Origin of the sequence: Aestuariibaculum suncheonense (assembly GCF_014596935.1) — a bacterium.
GTDB lineage: Bacteria > Bacteroidota > Bacteroidia > Flavobacteriales > Flavobacteriaceae > Aestuariibaculum > Aestuariibaculum suncheonense.
Genome location: NZ_JACVXC010000003.1, coordinates 89,888 through 108,714 on the forward strand (window position 1 = coordinate 89,888; position 18,827 = coordinate 108,714).

Below are 18,827 nucleotides of genomic sequence, written 5' to 3' on the forward strand. Positions count from 1 at the left end.
AATGAAATTAGTCATTATAAATTACGGCGCAGGAAACATTAAAAGCATTCAATTCGCTTTTAAACGCCTGGGGGTTGATGCGGTATTATCCAACGATCCTGATGAAATTCTTGCCGCCGATAAAATCATATTCCCAGGAGTAGGTGAGGCTAGTAGTGCCATGGTTATGCTTCAGGAATCTGGATTAGACAAACTTATCCCCAAATTAAAACAACCGGTTTTAGGAATTTGTCTAGGGATGCAGTTGCTTTGTGAATTCACCGAAGAAGGCAATACCAAGGGACTTGGTGTATTTAAAACTGTAGTTAAACGCTTTGACAATTCGGTTAAAGTGCCACAAATGGGCTGGAATGTTATTAGAGAATTAAAATCGAAGTTGTTTAAAGGAATAAAAGAAAAAGAATACATGTATCTCGTGCATAGTTATTATGCAGAACATTGCCCTGAAACTATTGCGACAACAGATTACGGATTAAATTATGCTTCTGCCTTGCAACATAAAAACTTTTACGGTGTCCAGTTTCACCCGGAAAAGAGTAGCTTAGCAGGAGAACAAATTTTAAAAAACTTTTTAGAACTATAACATGAGAATTATACCTGCCATAGATATTATAGATGGAAAATGCGTGAGGCTAACCAAAGGTGATTACGACACAAAAAAAGTATACAACGAGAATCCGTTAGAAGTTGCTAAAATGTTTGAAGATGCGGGTATTCAGTATTTGCATTTGGTTGATTTAGATGGCGCAAAAGCTCAGCATATTGTCAATTATAAGGTTTTAGAGCAAATTGCATCAAAAACCAAGCTGAAAGTAGATTTTGGTGGAGGATTAAAGACCAATGAAGATTTACACATTGCCTTTAATTCGGGAGCCAGACAAATCACAGGAGGAAGTATTGCTGTAAAAGACGTCAAGACTTTTGAAGGCTGGATTTCAAAATACGGATCGGAAAAAATTATTTTGGGTGCCGATAGTAACGTAGGGAAAATTGCGATTAGCGGCTGGCAGGAAGATAGTCAGGAAGAGTTGATTCCGTTTATTAAAGGTTACCAGAAAAAGGGCATTCAATATGTTATTTGTACTGATATTTCCAAAGATGGCATGCTACAAGGACCTTCAGTAGATTTATATAAAGAAATCATTGCGGAATGTTCAAGCGCCAGCAATGGGCAATCAGTGAAATTAATTGCTTCAGGAGGTATTTCGATTATTGATGAATTGCCGATTTTAAAAGAGTTAGGTTGCGAAGGTGTTATTATTGGTAAGGCGATTTACGAAAACAGAATCACCTTAAAACAACTTGAAAAATTTGTATAATATGCTAACAAAACGAATTGTTCCTTGCTTGGATATTAAAAACGGCCGTACTGTAAAAGGCGTGAATTTTGTCGATTTACGAGATGCCGGTGATCCTGTAGAATTAGCTAAACAATATGCTGAAGTTGGTGCCGATGAATTGGTCTTTTTAGATATTGCAGCGACTTTAGAAGGTCGTGCCACAACCTTAGATATGGTGTTGCGTGTTGCCGAACAAGTAAATATTCCATTTACCGTTGGTGGTGGAATTTCTTCGGTAGAGCATGTTGATGCTTTACTTCAGTGTGGTGCAGATAAGGTGTCTATTAACTCTTCAGCAGTTAAACGCCCTGAATTAATTAATGAATTAGCTGATAAATTCGGAAGTCAGTGTGTAGTAGTTGCTATCGATGCCAAGCAAATTGATGGGAATTGGAAAGTGCATTTGGCCGGTGGAAGTATCCCAACAGATATCGATTTATTTGAATGGGCCAAAGAAGTCGAAGATCGTGGAGCAGGTGAAATTTTATTTACATCCATGGATCACGACGGTACTAAGAACGGCTTTGCGAACGAAGCTTTAGCAAAACTTTCTGAGGAATTAAATATCCCTATTATTGCTTCAGGTGGCGCTGGTAATGTACAGCATTTTGTGGATACGTTTACAGAGGGTAAAGCAGATGCTGCTCTGGCGGCTAGTGTGTTTCACTTCGGAGAAATCCCTATTCCTGAGCTTAAAAAAGAATTAAAAAAACATAATATAGAAGTACGATTATGACTATAAAATATGATGATAACGGACTGGTTCCAGCTATTATTCAGGATGCTACAACAAAAAATGTATTAATGTTGGGCTATATGAATGAAGCAGCTTATCAAAAGACTTTAGAAACTCAAAAAGTAACGTTTTTTAGTAGAAGTAAGCAACGTCTTTGGACGAAAGGTGAAGAAAGCGGTAATTTTTTAAACCTAGTCTCTGTTAAGAACGACTGTGATAATGATAGCTTGTTGATTCAAGTGAATCCCGAAGGGCCAACTTGTCACAAGGGAACAGATAACTGCTGGGGAGAAGAAAATCAGTCTTCTTACGGATTCTTTTCAACTTTAGAAGAGGTTATTAAAGAACGCGTAGAAAACAAAGACACGAGTAAATCGTATGTGGCTAGTTTATTTGCAAAAGGCATTAACAAAGTAGCTCAAAAAGTAGGAGAGGAGGCTGTGGAAACGGTTATTGAAGCTATGGATAATAATGATGAATTGTTTTTATACGAATCGGCTGATTTATTATTTCACTATTTAATGTTGCTGCAAGCAAAAGGTTTCACTTTAAAAGATATTGAGGCAGAGCTAAAAAGCAGGCATAAATAGTTTGTATGCTTTATTGCTAGTTATATTATACAAAAAGCCTCAGAGTTATTCTGAGGCTTTTTCAATACTTAAAATGAAGACAAGGTTGTACTATTTCTTTTTGACCTTTATAAAATTTTTAAGTTTTTGAGTACTACTTCCTCTGCTATCTGTTACGGTTAACGTAACATCGTACCCTTTTTTAGATACCTTTTTGTAAGACACTACCGGACGCTCTTCGGTAGAAGTTGCAGGGGTACCACCTTTAAATTCCCAGAAGTAAGTCGCATCTTTATCAGCTACTGAAAAATCTGCAAATTTAACATGAGAATCATCTAATGTTACTTCTGAACGATCTACTGAAATATTAGCTTTAGGCGCCGTTAATTCTACTAAATCATTTTCCCATAAACCGCGAGAGGTTCCTACGCGTAGTTTGCCTTTAGCATAATTAATAAACATAAAACTAGTATTTGCCGCAGGCATACCTGTGCCGAAAGGTACCCATTGATCCATACCTGCTTTTCGATAATAAACACCAAGTCGCGTTCCTACATATAAAATATCATCACTGCCACGTTGATATACCATAGAGTAAATAGCGTATTGCGGCAGACCCTTAGAGTAGTCGTTCCAGGTTAAGCCACCATCTTTTGATTCTATAACTTTAACTATATCCTGACTTCCTTTCACAGATACCCATAAATGATTAGGGTCTTTATCGCTAACAGCTAATCGCCATAACGCATAGTTTCTTAATAATTCTGCTGGAGGATTGATACTTATCCAGGTTTTGCCTTCGTCTATAGATTTTATCACCTTATTAGGCTCTATAACAGCATAAACATAATTTGCATCAGCAAAGCTCACTTTTACAGAAAGAGCATTTGCTTTTTCATTCGACATATCTTTAATTACTTCCCATGACTCAGCATTATCTGTTGATTTTGCTAAATGGTACGTTTTATTTCTATCACCGTAATCACTACCGTAAATAGTATAATAGTAATGTGGATGAAATTCTAAATTATCTAGAGTTAAATAACCTAATTCGATACCTAAATCTTTAAATTCATGGCCATTTTTACTTATTAATGATCGTTTTACTTTTTGGTGCCCCCACGGGTGCGTGTATAAGTATTGGTCATCAATCGGATTAACATTTGCAGCCATCGCATCAGCACCATTTACAGCAATCCAACCACCATAAACTTGGTCATCTCTAAAACAAATACGATTGTGGTTTAAGCCAACAGCCATAATGTCATTCTTAAAAGACTGACTAAAGCCCCATAATTCTTGAATACCTAGTCCGTTTGTTTTGTCTTTTACTACCGTGTAACCTCCATCACTTGAATGATAAGCTCCACCATCGTTACCATTCCAGATATGTTTACCGATAACAGATAAACCGTGATGATCTCCATGTATTCCTGTATGTGCATTGTTGGAGTTATATTGGTCATATGCCTTACCCGTAACAATATCTCCAGACAAGTCGTAATGCCAAGTAGCACCACCATCTGTACTCACTTTAAGTTTATTAGCTGCGCATACCAGGTAATTTTCATCGGTTTCAGAAACCGTAAAGGCGAAATTCCATGTTAATTGAGACAAATGGCAGGTTTCATTTAAGAAACTTGTAGCGTCCATTGCATTTACTAGTGGTTCGGTTTTATCACCGCAACATGCTTTATCGAATGATTCTCCAGCATCACTAGACTTAAAAAACGAAATTTTATCATTCTTACCTCCTCCGTTAAAGCCTATAGCAAGATATATAACATCGCTATTAGCGGGCGTGGTTGCTAATCGACCTCGGTGAGCTTTTAAATTATAATCAGCAGGAAAGCCAGTATTTATGATTTTAAAAGTTTTTCCACCATCTATAGATTTCTTAAAATTAATCCAGTCAGTAGTTTCTGATTCTTCAATTATGTATACAACATTCTTATCATCAGGTTTTACACGCATATCCCAAATACGCTTTGGTGTACTGTAAACAACTTCCCAAGATTGCCCACCATCAACAGAATTATACAAAGTGTATGTTCTATTTTCTTCGGTGGTAGCATATACAACATTACTACTTGTATTCGGTAAATCAAGCCATTGAAGACTTTTAAACGATTCTGGAAACGTTTTTCTTAGAGAGGTGTAATTCCAATTGTTACCACCATCAATGGACTTTATCACCCCCATATTTGTGTTAGCATAAACAATTTTCGGGTTATGACGGCTATATATGATTTCATTAACTGATTCAACTTCAGGAACCCCTCCTGAAACGAACGTCCAATTATTACCGCTATCGTTGGTTCGCCAAATACCAGCGGTTACTGCACCTGCTAATACATGGTTTACATTTTTTGGATCAATTCGAATAGATCTCAAAACACCTACACCACCATTATCTTGGAAGGTGTTCCATTTTAAAAACAAATGATTCCATGAATTTCCTTTAGCTTTGAGTTTATTAGAAAAATTTGAAGCATCTTCTTGTTTTGCAAGAGGTTTAATGTAATTCCCTTGAGCGTCTATATTAGGAAAGTGCTTTTGCACAAACTTTTTAAACTTCTTGACTTCAGGTGTTTTAAAATAAGGATTACTTGAAAAATAATTGGTGAATTGGTTTCTTATTTGATAAAAGTTAGGTTGATTACTTTCTAAACCTGTGTACCAGTTGCTACTTCTGTGTCTTTCAGACCAGAATGATTGTAATGTTTCTTCTTTTGAATCATCATGGGATATAGGGTTATTGTGTCTTAAAAAGGCATAAATCCCCCCTGAGAAAACCATAATTGTAATAAAACCTAATGCTTTAAATATTGTTCTTTTCATTTGCAATTTTAATTACGAAACTAATAGTTTATTTTTCATAGTTCCGATTTTCTGTTTAGTTTTTACTGTAAGAAAGCATAAACCAAATGTTAACTGTTTACTTATTAGTTTAATATATATAAACACAGCTCGAATCAATGAAAATTGATTCGAGCTGTGTTTTATTAGCTACCGACTATACGACTATAAATGTGAATACATCAGACATAGAGGTATTACCTTCTGCATCCGAAGTTTTTATTTGCCAATAGTATTGTTTTCCAGATTCTACGGTAATATCATCTATTTGTACTTCTGTAAGATTGCTCTGAAATAATGCGGGTGTTGATGTTTCTCCGAAATACACATCATAACTTGTGATATCTCCATCCAAATCTGTAACAGACCATTTAAGAGTTGTAGTATTACTTTGAGTTGTTATTTGAGAGCTATTGGCTGGTTCTACAGCTTCTGCAGGAAACGGAACGTGATCTATTAATCCAGCACCAGCATTGTAAAACTTCCAAGTATCACTTGTTGCTGTTTCGGTTACTTTTTTAGATTTAGAAGTTACATACCACGAATACGGTGTCCCTCTATTTATACTAATATCTAATGAGGTGCTCGATGTAGTTAAGGTTGAAACTGCGTTGGTACTCAGATTTTTCAAGGTTACAGAATATTCATCTGTAGTATTGGTGCGACTCCATTCAAAAGTTACTTTGCTAACTGTATTGTTTATAACTTCACCCTCAAAACACTCTGAGTTGTTTTCCGGGAAAATTAAATTAGTTTTCTCTGGGCTTGAAACTTTATTGGTTTCTCCTGAATCTCCACCTGAACAAGATAGAATAAGCAGAGCGATGTTTAAATAAATTAATTTTTTCATTTTTTTGCAACTTTAAAGTTATTCTCACTGTGTTCTGTCCTTAAAACAACCTGATATAGACCTGCTTTTAAAAAGGAAGCATCTACCTGTATTGTTTGATTCTCTGCTTTTAATACACGATCTAAAACAAGTTTTCCTGTAACATCAAAAATCCTAATATGAGCCATCTCTGCATCTTGAGAACCTAGGTTTATAAATACTTGATCTTCAAATGGATTGGGGTATACTAGTATGTCATCACTAAGCATAATACTTTTTGAGAACATGCCCTGGCATTCTTTTTCAGTAGTAACTTCTATTGTGTTTTCACCAGATTTTAGGTCTAAGGTTAGGTTACTTTTCGAAGTCGTCATGGTTTTACCGTTAAGCGTAATATTATATGTTTCACCATTAAACATTGATAAATCTAATGATTTGGTATCTGCATCGTATCTAGCAAAAACGGTTAAATCCTGAGGTTCACTGATGTTTAAATCATAACAACGCTCAAAAGAAGGTTCGTTTTCTATTGTTAAACAAAGAGAGTATACTCCTGAGCTTAAATTATCTATTGTTAATTCTTGAGTAAAATTATAATTGGTTTGATTTCCGTTCTTAACTAAAGAAACTTTGTAGTTTAGATTTTCAATAGCTGAAATAGAAATTTGTCCGTTATCACTAGTCCTACATGTTTCAGAAATGGTTTGAATAGTAAAGTTGTTTGCTGGTAAAGTAAAGGTGGCACATCCATTATTATCAACCACTGTTCCTAAAGGGGTTTCAGAACAAAGATCATCAACATCCAAAACACCATCGTTGTCATCGTCGTCATCACAAGCATCTCCTAATCCATCATTATCAAAATCAGCTTGATCTTCATTGTCCACATCGGGACAGTTGTCAAACAAACATCCGACTAAAGTTAGTTCAGCTATGGAAGTCCAAGCGCCACCATTAACTTCTGATAATGATTTCAAACGCATATATCTACCTTTGGGCTTATTAGTAAACTCTATAGTTTGAGGTCTTGAAGTATTTTCAAAATTGCCGCTCACCTCAGGTTCTCCCCAATTTGTTTTATCGTTTGAAAAATAAATTTCATATTCATTAATTCTACCGTTTTGCCCATCGCTACGACCTTGGTAAGTAAATTTACTAATGCTATAGTTGTTACCTAGATCTATTTGAATTTCATGAGGGTAAGGATCTGTTCCCGTGCTCCAACGGGTGTGCCATATTGTACTTGTATCTCCGTCAAAAGCATTAGTAGCTGGTTTGCTCGACTCTTGACTATCCGCATAAATTAAAGACCATTCATTTTTAGGTAATTCTGCGGGGTTGTTACAATCGTTAATTGATGGACACGTGGTTGTTGTAACCATGTCCTCAATTGTTTTACTGTACTCTACACCATTAACGGTTACTGTTAATGTTACATCATAAGATCCAGGTGTGCCTAAAATAACCTCAGGATTTCTAATATTAGCATCGCTTATATATTGTGGAGCAGGGGAGATGTCCCATTTCCATGTTGCGCCCTCATGATTTAAAATAGAATGGTCATCGAAATAAAGTACGTCACTGACACAGTTGAAATTTCTTTTCTGTACCCACGGGTTGATTATAGGCTGAATAGCTTCTTGTAATGGCGATTCCCAAACACCTGCACTTCCAGCTACTCTTATTTTTCCATCACGATAAAAAGGAATAGCAGCAATAACCTTTATATTTTTAGGATAATTATTTGTAAATAAACTCCAACTTGTCATCGCTTCAGTCATATAGTAGACATTTGCTACTTCATTGTTTTTTCGGGTTGTAAAAGCATAAACTAAATCTTTCCCTGAAGCTGTTGGCTGTATCGCTAAGTATTTTGTATAAGCATCAATATTTCCTGAAATATTAGTCCAGGTATCTCCGCCGTCGGTAGATTTAAAAATAACCCCTTTTTGTGTTGTCCAGGTTCCATTAGCATAGCACGCGTAAATAGTATTCTCGTCATAAGTAGATATCACTAAACTTGTTCTACCTTGCATTTTAGCTCCTCCATTAGCAGAATTACTTAAAGCTGGTTTAGCTACCCATGTTTGGCCTTGATCTGTGCTTTTATACAATCCTGCACCTTTTACATCTAAATACATCACATTGGGATTAGTCATACTTATCGCAATTCCCATAACGTTTCCTGAAAAGGTATTTAGTGATTTAAAAGACATTCCCATATCATCACTTCTCCACAAAGAATTTTCTTCTCCTAAGAAAATAGTTTCATAATAATTGGGGTGAAATACAAGACTTCCTCTATTGCCTCCATATTCAAGCATGTTAGGGAATTTGGTGAATAAGAAATGGCCTTCTTCCTTTTCTTCAGCTGTTTTGGGTAGTATCCAGCCTTTTTGTCCTAAATCTCCAAAAGCGACATGCCGGCTTTTACCTTGGATAACCCAACCTGTCGGAGATTCGGCTCCTCCCATACGTAATGCTTTGTCCCCATAAAAATCAGCTATGGCAGTATTTCCGTTATGGTATCTTCCTCCAACAATAATATCCTCATTCCAACCTTGATCAAAGCCCCACATATCAGAACCTATTAGACCATCTATTAAAGGTTGAAAGTCAGTTTCAAAGGCATCGTTAGAAAAGCTAACTCCACCATCGGTAGCTAACCAAACGGAATTGTCTTCTAGCCATGAAATATCTTGAATATCTGGATGAACGTTAAAGCGGCCTGAGTATCCACCAATTTTATCAAAGTTTGAACCTCCATCTTTAGTTTTAAATAATGTAACTGTACCAACAAAAAATTCATCTGCATTATTAGGATTAACTTCGAGTACCAAATCGTAATAACCCTGGCCATTGTCGTAAGGAAAGGTATCGGTATTACATTTAATGACCTCAGTCCAAGTCCAGGTTGTATTGTAAGTACCTTTGTACAATAAAGGAGTTCTGTTTTCACTTAATAAGGTGGTGTATACAATATTTGGATTGTCTGGAGTTACAGCTAATAAACCACCACTAGCATCTTTAAATTGATTTGGAAAATTTGGAAACGTTGTAAATGTTGCTCCTCCATCGGTTGAAATTATAGCATGAAGGTTATCTGATGTATTTCGTTTTAAAGCATAAATAGTACTAGTGTTATCGGGCTTAAACTCAACATCGTAAAATTTACCACTTTCTTTATTAGACCAATCTACACCTCCATTTAAACTTACGAATAAGCCTTCATTACATGATGCTATAAGTTTATTGGTATTTGAGGGGTCTATTATAATGTGATTCGCAGATGCATTTGGCAAGATCGCATTCCAGGTTAGTCCCCCGTCTGTAGTTTTGTGAATGCTGCCATTACTGCCAATATAAACAAAGTCTGAGTTTGTTGGGTGAACAGCTATAGCTGTTATGCCCCCTAAATAATAATCTCGATTCATTAAAGTCCATGTCTTTCCTTTATCTGTAGATTTATTAATGTACCCTGTTTCCGTTCCAGCATAGATTATGTTGTTGTTTGATGGTGCTACTTTAAGGGTGTATACATTAACTTGCCAAGGAGCTACTGGAGGTGTTACATTAGCTCCTGATGAATTTAGCCAAAATGTTTGTTTTGGGCCTAAAAATGTCCAATTGGAGTTTGAAGCATCTGAAATCTTACTATTAGCTGTTAATTTCGAATTAGACAACGACTCTTTTTTAATTTGATTAAAGTCAGGCAATATAATTTCACCGGCAATATCTGCATAAGGCGCTATCACTTGTCTCCAAATTTTATAGTAACGAATAATAGGGCTTTTCACCTTGTTATTAATAGCTATGTATTGGCTATATTCTTTTTCTATTTCAATAAAATTAACTGGATATTCATATAGTTTTTTAGCCCAATCAGGAAAATCTTCACTATACAAAGGTTTGTACGATTTAATTATGCCAGGTAAATTGTCATATGGCGTGTAGGGTTGTTGGCCATAGAAAAAATCAGCATAAAGTATAAGTACTAAGAAAGCTATGCGTTTTAATAAATTCATTTAATTGGTTTTTAATGTTTTAAAATAAATATCCGGATTCTATATTGAAATGGGTGGCGGTATTTTAGTCTTTAAAGAGGATTTTTACCACATAACTAAAATTTGATAAAAACACCTACTTTTTTGACAAATTCACACTCCACCAAAAGAGCTTATGCAAACCAATACATCATACTTATTTATATTTTTTGTCATAACTAATAAATAAGTTTACTTTGTCCGTGGATTAAACACTGTAATGAAAAAACATTTTTACGTTATCACCATTCAATATTTGGGTTATAGATTTCATGGCTGGCAAAAACAACCAGATGTAAAAACCCTGCATCTAATGGTTGATCGCACTTTGAATTTTATTTTAGAAGGTAAAACCTTTAAAAGTTTAAGTTCAGGCAGAACCGATGCCATGGTGTCTGCAGAATGCGCCAAATTCGAATTGTTTCTAGCTGAACCTTTAGAAGATAAGCAAGCTTTCTTAAATTTGTTTAATTACAACTTACCTCAGGATATTCGAGCATTAGACATTACAGAAGTTGATGCTAAATTCAATATCATCAACCATTCAAAAACAAAGGAATACTTGTATCTATTTACCTTTGGAGAAAAATGTCATCCATTTTGCGCACCCATCATGACAACTATTCTCGATGATTTGGATATTGAATTAATGAAGGAAGGCGCTAAACTGTTTCAAGGTGAGCATTATTTTAAATCGTATTGTTTTAAACCAACCGATAACGGAATTTACAATCGTGAAATCATTACCTGTGAAATTATAGAAAATGATATTTACACCGCGAATTATTTCCCAAAACAATCTTATTTACTTCGTGTAAAAGGCAAAGGTTTCATGCGCAACCAGATCCGATTGATGATGGGAACTTTAATCGATTTAGGAAAAGGTAAATTAACTCTGGAAGATATAAAATACAGTCTGCAACAGGATGTGTTTGTAAAAATGGAATATATCGCTCCTGCATCGGGACTAATTCTTAACAACATAGAATTTGAATAACGAAACACCTTTTGTAATTTAGATTTCTATTTTAAAACCAATCTATATGAAAACCGTATCGGAAAATGTATTTAAGTTCTTTAAACGGTTAGAGCAAAACAATAACAGGGATTGGTTTAATGAACATAAAAAGGAGTTTAAAGCCGTCGAAAAAGATATTAAAGGGTTTTACAATAGTGTTTTAGAAACTTTAAAAACACACGACGATGTCGATAAACTTAAAATCTTCCGTATCTATCGCGATGTACGTTTTTCAAAAAATAAATTACCTTATAAAACTCATTTTGGGGGTACATTTCATCGTGTAAAACCACAGTTAAGAGGTGGTTACTATATCCATATTCAACCCAACAACGAAAGTTTTATTGCTACCGGATTTTGGGAGCCTAATCCTGCCGATTTACTGCGCATTCGTAAAGAGTTTGAAATGGATGCGAGTGATATGCGCGACATTCTAAACGATAAAACTTTTAAAACTATCTGGGGCGAACTTGTAGGAGATGAAGTGAAAACAGCACCAAAAGGGTTTAGTAAAGACCATGAAAACATTGATTTAATCAAGAAAAAACAATACATCTTTATTAAAAAATATACCGATACTCAGGTTTTGGATGCTAGTTTTATAGACGATGTTAACGTTGCTTTTAAAGCTATTCGCCCATATTTCAATTATATGAGCGATGTGCTTACAACAGATTTAAATGGTGAATCTTTAATTTAGATGGCTTTTAGAATTTCTGGTTTTTCAAAAAGCTGAACATTGTCAATTAGGCGCTGTTTAACTAGATTCATCATGCGTTTATTTAATGCCGATGAGTTCTGGATGTAGATTACATATTCTTCAACCGTAAACAAACCTATAATCATGCCCTTTAAAGAATTCCTGAACTTCATGTCTTTAATTATGGCATTTTCAATGTAATCGATACGCTTTTCTATGGATAAGCTGTAAAACACATTTTTATGTTTGCTAACATAATTTAGAAAAACTTCATTCAATAAATTGTTTTGAAATTTCACAATAGGGCGCAATACTAAATTTTGAAAACGCTCGTCACTACTCATATTATCGTTAATGGTAGTCGTTTTAAATTCAGGACGAATTTTAGTCAAGTTAAGCTGTCTAGTATCCATAATTATAAGAGTTTTACTAAAACTATAAAATTAAAAAGCGCGATTTGGTCAGAAAAATTATAATTGTTAACGACTTTATTAACAAATCATATTTTTATCTTTATTCCAAAATTGAAATTAGACGATACAGATGAAGTTTGGAAGCGTTGAAAATCCACAGGATATAGATTTTACTTTGCCACCGGACCACCCGGAAACTAAGTCTACTTTAGAGAAATTTAAAGATGATAATATTCCTGAAATTTATGTAGGTTGTGCCAAATGGAATAAAGCTGATTTAAAAGGATTTTATCCTCGAGGAACAAAGGATGAACTAATATATTATTCTTCACAATTCAATTCCATTGAATTAAATGCCACATTTTACAGAATATTTCCAGCTGAACAATTTGAAACCTGGTATCATAAAACTCCAGACAATTTTAAGTTCTTCCCTAAGTTAAATCAGGAAATCAGTCATTGGAAACGCTTGCAGGAAACTGCCGACGTCGTAAATAATTATCTGAATAATGCAGCCAATCTTAAAGAAAAATTAGGAACCATCTTTTTGCAAATGCATAATAATTTTGCGCCTAAGGATTTTGATAGGGTCCTTAAATTTGCTGAAACTTGGCCTAAAGAAATGTCTTTAGCTATGGAATTCAGGCATACCGATTGGTATAATGATGAAGCGGTTGCGAAAGACTTATTTCAGCTTTTGGAAAGTCATAATATCTCTAATATTATTGTCGATACAGCAGGAAGACGAGACCTAATGCATATGCGCTTAACTAACGCCACCGCCTTTGTTCGTTATGTTGGTGCAAATCATTCTAGTGATTACACGCGTTTGGATGATTGGATAGAACGCATCAAACTTTGGACAGGGCAAGGTGTTAAAGAGATTGATTTCTTTATTCATCAGAATATTGAAAAGGAATCACCGTTGCTTTCGGCTTATTTCATAAAAAAGTTGAATTCCGAATTAGGATATAATTTAAAAGTACCAAATGAAAACAATCAGCAATTGCTGTTTTAATTGTTAAATATGTAAAAGATGAGATTTCATACTAGAAAATGGGTAAAACCAGAAGATTTAAACGCGAACGGTACCTTGTTTGGAGGGCGTCTTTTAGAATGGATTGATGAAGAAGCCGCTTTGTATACTATCATTCAGCTGGAAAACCAGAAAGTGGTCACCAAGTATATGAGTGAAATCGACTTTAAAGCTTCTGCAAAACAAGGCGATATTGTGGAAATAGGTATGGAAGTGGTGAAATTCGGTAAAGCGTCCTTAGTCTTAAGTTGTGAGGTTCGTAATAAAATGACGCATGAAACCATTATTACCATTTCCAGTATTGTCATGGTAAATTTAGGTCCAGATGGTAAAGCGAAACCACACGGAAAAACCGAAGTAGAATACGTAGCCGACAGATTGAAGTAATCTGTGTAAAACAGCCCTTTAAAATTTCCAAGCAATTTTGCGATTCTGTTAAAAAATTATCGATTTTTTTCAACTTCGCTAATAATCCTATAAAAATATCTTGGGTAAGCGCCTTATGCTTTAGTAAATGCTGAAAAAATTAGAGTATTTACTAACTTTGTCTGCCTTGGTTATTTGAACTTCATTAACCAATACCATTCACTAAGATTTAAAACTAAAATTAGAGATATATTATTATGAGCAAGACATTGTTTGACAAAGTATGGGATTCACATGTGGTTAGGAAAATTGAAGGTGGTCCGGATGTGTTTTTTATAGACCGTCATTTTATTCATGAAGTTACAAGTCCTGTGGCATTTCTTGGGTTAAAAAACAGAGGAGTAAAAGTGTTATACCCGGAGCGTACGTTTGCTACAGCAGACCATAACACGCCAACGATTAATCAACATTTACCAGTAGAAGATCCGTTATCTGCAAACCAGTTAAAGGCATTAGAAGAAAACTCTAACGAATACGGGATTAGCCACTGGGGATTAGGCCATAAAAAGAACGGTATCGTTCACGTTGTAGGTCCAGAGAATGGTATTACATTCCCTGGTGCAACAATTGTTTGTGGAGATTCTCACACTTCTACGCATGGTGCTTTTGGTGCTATCGCGTTCGGTATTGGTACTTCAGAGGTTGAAATGGTATTGTCTACGCAGTGCATCATGCAGCCAAAGCCTAAAAAAATGCGTATTAACGTTAATGGGGAATTAAGTAAAGGTGTAACTCCTAAAGATGTGGCATTGTATATCATTTCTCAATTAACAACATCTGGTGCGACAGGGTATTTTGTGGAGTATGCAGGTGATGTATTTGAAAATATGACTATGGAAGGGCGTATGACGGTTTGTAACTTATCTATTGAGATGGGTGCTCGTGGTGGAATGATTGCTCCAGACGAAACAACGTTCAACTATTTAAAAGATAAACCATTATCTCCAAAAGGTGAGGAGTGGGATAAAGCAGTTGCTTACTGGAAAACCTTAAAAACTGACGAAGGTTCTACATTTGATAAAGAAATCAACATCGAAGCGAAAGATATTGAACCAATGATTACCTACGGAACCAATCCAGGTATGGGAATCGGCATTTCCAAGCATATCCCAAAGGCTGAAGCTGTTGAAGGTGGTGTAACGACTTTTAAAAAGTCATTAGACTATATGGGATATCATGAAGATGACGCTATGGTTGGTAAGAAAATCGATTATGTATTCTTAGGAAGCTGTACTAACGGACGTATTGAAGATTTCCGTGCATTTGCATCTATTGTAAAAGGACGTAAAAAAGCCGAACATGTAACCGCTTGGTTAGTTCCTGGATCTCATGAAGTTGAAGATAAAATTAAAGAAGAAGGTATTTTAGATATTATTACTGAAGCCGGATTTACGTTAAGACAACCTGGATGTTCAGCGTGTTTAGCAATGAACGACGATAAGATTCCTGCTGGAAAGTACGCTGTAAGTACCTCGAACAGAAACTTCGAAGGACGTCAGGGGCCAGGTTCAAGAACCTTATTAGCATCTCCACTGGTAGCAGCAGCTGCAGCTGTAACCGGCGTAGTAACCGATCCGAGAGAGTTATTATAATCATTGAATTAAGAAATATTAAAATCAACGATTAAACACAAAAATTAGAAATTAAAATGGCTTACGATAAATTCAATATATTAACAACAACAGCGGTGCCTTTACCTTTAGAAAATGTAGATACCGATCAAATCATTCCGGCACGTTTCTTAAAAGCAACAAAACGTGAAGGTTTTGGCGACAATTTATTCCGTGACTGGAGATACAATAGTGATGACACACCAAAAGAAGATTTTGTTTTAAACAATCCTATTTATACAGGTAAAATATTAGTAGGTGGGAAAAACTTTGGATCTGGGTCTTCTAGAGAACATGCAGCTTGGGCGGTTTACGATTACGGTTTCCGTTGTGTAGTTTCAAGCTTCTTTGCTGACATCTTTAAAAACAACTGTTTGAATATTGGAGTATTACCTGTGCAGGTTTCTCCTGAGTTTTTAGAGCAAATTTTTACTGCGGTTTACGACGACCCTAAAACAGAAATTGAAGTAAATCTTCCAGAGCAAACCATTACGATTACATCGATTGGTGCTCAGGAATCTTTTGATATCAATAGCTACAAAAAAGGAAACATGTTGAATGGTTTCGATGATATCGACTATTTACAAAACATGAAAGGTGAAATAGAAGCATTTGCTGAAACTTTACCACTGTAATACATGGCATCTAAAAGAATTGAAATAATGGACACGACACTCCGCGATGGTGAACAAACCTCGGGAGTGTCGTTTTCTGCTTCAGAAAAACTCACCATCGCTAAACTTCTTTTAGAAGAATTGAAAGTAGATCGTATTGAAATTGCTTCAGCTCGTGTGTCTGAAGGTGAATTTCAGGCGGTTAAAAATGTGACGAAATGGGCAAAAGACAACAACTATTTAGATCAGGTTGAAGTCTTAACATTTGTCGATAAAGGTGTCTCTATCGATTGGATGATTGAAGCAGGAGCAGTGGTTCAAAACCTACTAACAAAGGGTTCATTGAATCATTTAACTTATCAGTTAAAAAAAACTGCAGATCAGCACTTTAGTGAAATATCAGAAACCATTGCTTTAGCTGCTTCAAAAGGCATTAAAACGAATGTCTATTTAGAAGACTGGAGTAATGGTATGCGTAATTCTAAGAACTATGTTTTTGAGTTTTTAGAGTTCTTAAACACGCAAGAAGTAGACCGCATTATGCTTCCGGATACTTTAGGGATTTTAACACCTCCTGAATCTTATGAGTTCGTAAAGGAAATTAAGGAAAAGTATCCAAATTTACATTTCGATTTTCATGCTCACAACGATTATGATTTAAGTGTAGCCAATGTGATGTCTGCTTTAAATGCTGGGGCAGACGGCTTGCATCTTACGGTAAACGGTATGGGCGAGCGCGCAGGAAACGCACCGATGGCAAGTACCATTGCCATGATTAACGATTTTATGCCAAACATTGATATTGGTGTAAACGAAAAGGTGTTGTTCACGGTAAGTAAGCTTGTGGAAAACTTTTCAGGAATCATGATTCCGGCCAACAAACCGGTAATTGGAGCTAATGTTTTTACTCAAACTGCGGGAATTCATGCAGATGGAGATAATAAAAAGAACCTGTATTTTAGCGATTTAATGCCGGAACGTTTTGGCAGAACTCGTAAATATGCACTTGGTAAAGCCTCTGGTAAGGCTAATATTCAGAAGAATTTACAGGAATTAGGACTATCACTTAACGATGATGATTTAAAGAAAGTTACGCAACGTATTATTGAGTTGGGTGATAAAAAGGAAGTGGTTACTAAGGAAGATCTTCCGTATATCATATCGGACGTTTTAGATAGTTATTCCTATGAAGAGCACACTAAGGTGAATTCGTATGTTTTAACGCATGCTAAGGGCTTAAAACCATCGACAACTGTATCCATTACTATTGACGGGGAAACTTATGAGGAAAACGCCTCTGGAGACGGACAGTTTGATGCCTTTATGAAAGCGTTGCATAAAATATATAAACAACGCGATAAACAGTTACCTGATTTAATTGATTACGCCGTACGTATTCCTCCGGGAAGTCATTCGGATGCGTTGTGTGAAACCATTATTACCTGGAAAAATGGTAAGAATGAGTTTAAAACCCGTGGTTTAGATTCCGATCAAACAGTATCGGCCATTAAAGCCACAGAAAAAATGTTGAATATAATTACTAATTAACAAAATAAAATGAAATTTAATATAGCACTTTTAGCAGGTGACGGAATTGGGCCTGAGGTGATTGAGCAAGCAGTGAAAGTAAGTGATGCTGTAGCTAAAAAATTCGGACATGAAATAACTTGGAGACCGGCTTTAACAGGAGCTGCAGCTATTGATGCTGTTGGAGAACCTTATCCTGACGATACGCATGAAGTTTGCGCAACCTCTGATGCTGTTTTATTCGGAGCTATTGGTCACCCAAAATTTGATAACGACCCATCTGCACCGGTACGTCCTGAACAAGGATTATTAAAAATGCGTAAGAAATTAGGCTTATTCGCTAACGTGCGACCAACCTTTACGTTTCCATCGTTATTAGATAAATCGCCTTTAAAACAAGAGCGTATTGAAGGTACTGATTTAGTGTTTTTACGTGAGTTAACCGGAGGTATTTACTTTGGAGAAAAAGGAAGAAGAGACAACGGTGAAACCGCTTTCGATAACTGTGTATACACTAGAGCTGAAGTGCAGCGCTTAGCAAAAAAAGGTTTTGAATTAGCTATGGCGCGTAACAAAAAGTTATGTTGTGTGGATAAGGCTAACGTTTTAGAAACCTCTCGTTTATGGAGAGAAACAGTTCAGGCTATGGAAAAAGATTATCCTGAGGTAGAAGTAAGTTACGAGTTTGTTGATGCTGTAGCGATGCGTTTAGTGCAATGGCCTAACAGTTACGACGTCTTGATTACTGAAAACTTATTTGGTGATATTTTAACCGATGAAGCTTCGGTAATTTCAGGATCTATGGGGTTAATGCCATCGGCTTCTATGGGGTCTGATATTGCATTGTTCGAGCCAATTCACGGATCATATCCGCAGGCAACAGGTAAAAACATCGCTAACCCGATGGCTACGGTTTTATCGGCTGCTATGATGTTTGAAATGGCGTTTAACTTGCCAGAAGAGGGGCAGGCGATTAGAGATGCCGTAAACAAAGCTTTAGCTGAAGGTATTGTTACTGAAGATTTAGCTGAGGGCGGAAAAGCTTACGGGACTAAAGAAGTAGGTGACTGGTTAGCTGCAAATATCTAAAAGATTTAAAGTTACTAT

16 protein-coding genes are annotated in these 18,827 nt (G+C 35.9%); 12 read left to right on the plus strand and 4 right to left on the minus strand.

Annotated elements, in window-relative coordinates:
- The first annotated feature begins 1 nt into the window (after position 1).
- From hisH to hisIE, 4 genes are read left to right on the plus strand one after another with little or no spacing between them, the layout of a single operon-like run.
- Positions 2 to 583 carry an imidazole glycerol phosphate synthase subunit HisH gene (hisH, locus tag ICJ84_RS08805; protein WP_188216026.1) on the plus strand — a complete coding sequence of 194 codons (582 nt, stop codon included), beginning with the start codon at positions 2 to 4 and terminating at the stop codon, positions 581 to 583.
- A 1-nt stretch (position 584) separates the two neighbouring features.
- Positions 585 to 1,319 carry a 1-(5-phosphoribosyl)-5-[(5-phosphoribosylamino)methylideneamino]imidazole-4-carboxamide isomerase gene (gene hisA, locus ICJ84_RS08810; protein WP_188216027.1) on the plus strand — a complete coding sequence of 245 codons (735 nt, stop codon included), beginning with the start codon at positions 585 to 587 and terminating at the stop codon, positions 1,317 to 1,319.
- A gap of 1 nt (position 1,320) precedes the next feature.
- Positions 1,321 to 2,076, plus strand: coding sequence for an imidazole glycerol phosphate synthase subunit HisF (gene hisF / locus ICJ84_RS08815; RefSeq protein ID WP_188216028.1), 756 nt, complete (start codon positions 1,321 to 1,323; stop codon positions 2,074 to 2,076).
- Positions 2,073 to 2,666 (plus strand): bifunctional phosphoribosyl-AMP cyclohydrolase/phosphoribosyl-ATP diphosphatase HisIE, encoded by a 594-nt coding sequence (gene hisIE, locus ICJ84_RS08820; RefSeq protein ID WP_188216029.1) that lies wholly within the window; start codon positions 2,073 to 2,075, stop codon positions 2,664 to 2,666. The genes hisF and hisIE overlap by 4 nt, the downstream gene beginning before the upstream one ends.
- A 90-nt stretch (positions 2,667 to 2,756) precedes the next feature.
- Here hisIE and ICJ84_RS08825 read toward each other — a convergent pair whose 3' ends face one another.
- From ICJ84_RS08825 to ICJ84_RS08835, 3 genes are all read right to left on the minus strand, one after another.
- Complete coding sequence (locus tag ICJ84_RS08825) at positions 2,757 to 5,486, minus strand: PKD domain-containing protein (RefSeq protein WP_188216030.1); 2,730 nt, start codon at positions 5,484 to 5,486, stop codon at positions 2,757 to 2,759.
- Positions 5,487 to 5,661: 175 nt separating this feature from the next.
- Entirely contained in the window at positions 5,662 to 6,354 is a 693-nt protein-coding gene (locus ICJ84_RS08830) for a hypothetical protein (protein WP_188216031.1), read from the minus strand.
- Positions 6,351 to 10,358, minus strand: coding sequence for a discoidin domain-containing protein (locus ICJ84_RS08835; protein WP_188216032.1), 4,008 nt, complete (start codon positions 10,356 to 10,358; stop codon positions 6,351 to 6,353). Before ICJ84_RS08835 ends, ICJ84_RS08830 begins: the two co-directional genes overlap by 4 nt.
- A gap of 238 nt (positions 10,359 to 10,596) precedes the next feature.
- Here ICJ84_RS08835 and ICJ84_RS08840 point away from each other — a divergent pair, with 238 nt between their 5' ends.
- Positions 10,597 to 11,373, plus strand: coding sequence for a tRNA pseudouridine synthase A (locus ICJ84_RS08840; protein ID WP_188216033.1), 777 nt, complete (start codon positions 10,597 to 10,599; stop codon positions 11,371 to 11,373).
- Between the two features lie 46 nt (positions 11,374 to 11,419).
- On the plus strand, positions 11,420 to 12,094 hold the full coding sequence (locus ICJ84_RS08845) for a DUF2461 domain-containing protein (RefSeq protein ID WP_188216034.1): 675 nt from the start codon (positions 11,420 to 11,422) through the stop codon (positions 12,092 to 12,094).
- On the opposite strand, the gene ICJ84_RS08850 is transcribed toward ICJ84_RS08845, so the two are convergent.
- Positions 12,091 to 12,507, minus strand: a complete 417-nt coding sequence (locus ICJ84_RS08850; RefSeq protein WP_188216035.1) for a glyoxalase — start codon at positions 12,505 to 12,507, stop codon at positions 12,091 to 12,093. The two genes, ICJ84_RS08845 and ICJ84_RS08850, sit on opposite strands and share 4 nt — an antisense overlap.
- Before the next feature lie 130 nt (positions 12,508 to 12,637).
- Between ICJ84_RS08850 and ICJ84_RS08855 the strand changes: the two genes are divergently transcribed.
- The 6 genes from ICJ84_RS08855 (at position 12,638) to leuB (ending at position 18,809) form a co-directional block, all read left to right on the plus strand.
- A complete protein-coding gene (locus ICJ84_RS08855) occupies positions 12,638 to 13,525 on the plus strand; it encodes a DUF72 domain-containing protein (RefSeq protein WP_188216036.1) in 888 nt (295 codons plus the stop codon).
- 18 nt (positions 13,526 to 13,543) lie between these two features.
- On the plus strand, positions 13,544 to 13,930 hold the full coding sequence (locus tag ICJ84_RS08860) for an acyl-CoA thioesterase (protein WP_188216037.1): 387 nt from the start codon (positions 13,544 to 13,546) through the stop codon (positions 13,928 to 13,930).
- A gap of 236 nt (positions 13,931 to 14,166) precedes the next feature.
- On the plus strand, positions 14,167 to 15,561 hold the full coding sequence (leuC, locus tag ICJ84_RS08865) for a 3-isopropylmalate dehydratase large subunit (RefSeq protein ID WP_188216038.1): 1,395 nt from the start codon (positions 14,167 to 14,169) through the stop codon (positions 15,559 to 15,561).
- 56 nt (positions 15,562 to 15,617) lie between these two features.
- On the plus strand, positions 15,618 to 16,214 hold the full coding sequence (leuD, locus tag ICJ84_RS08870; protein WP_188216039.1) for a 3-isopropylmalate dehydratase small subunit: 597 nt from the start codon (positions 15,618 to 15,620) through the stop codon (positions 16,212 to 16,214).
- A gap of 3 nt (positions 16,215 to 16,217) precedes the next feature.
- Entirely contained in the window at positions 16,218 to 17,741 is a 1,524-nt protein-coding gene (locus ICJ84_RS08875) for an alpha-isopropylmalate synthase regulatory domain-containing protein (RefSeq protein WP_188216040.1), read from the plus strand.
- A 9-nt stretch (positions 17,742 to 17,750) separates the two neighbouring features.
- On the plus strand, positions 17,751 to 18,809 hold the full coding sequence (gene leuB, locus ICJ84_RS08880) for a 3-isopropylmalate dehydrogenase (protein ID WP_188216041.1): 1,059 nt from the start codon (positions 17,751 to 17,753) through the stop codon (positions 18,807 to 18,809).
- Positions 18,810 to 18,827 lie beyond the last annotated feature (18 nt).